Origin of the sequence: Clostridioides sp. ZZV15-6598 (assembly GCF_020657705.1) — a bacterium.
Classification (GTDB): Bacteria; Bacillota; Clostridia; order Peptostreptococcales; family Peptostreptococcaceae; genus Clostridioides; species Clostridioides difficile_F.
Genome location: NZ_JAGWCS010000388.1, coordinates 1 through 232, shown reverse-complemented (window position 1 = coordinate 232; position 232 = coordinate 1). Strand labels below are relative to the sequence as shown.

General features: G+C 29.3%; 1 protein-coding gene. It reads right to left on the bottom strand.

Annotated features, from left to right (window positions below):
- The coding region (locus KGF50_RS22190) for a phage holin family protein (RefSeq protein WP_227850026.1) at window positions 1–227 on the bottom strand (227 nt) is incomplete at its 3' end.
- Window positions 228–232 lie beyond the last annotated feature (5 nt).

Here is a 232-nt window from a genome sequence, read left to right as displayed (position 1 = left end):
GTTTGATTTATACCTATTGATATACCCCAACAAATTACACCTTGTAAGACTGCATTAGGATTTAATCCTAGCATCCATATTGAGAAACCTATTCCAAGTATTAATAATATAACTGGAATATACTTGTTATCTAATTGCTTATATTTCTTACATCCTGCTCCTATAACATAAAGAGCAGCAACTAAAATTAGTAACTGCTCTGGTATGAAACTTATTAAATTATCCATATCTT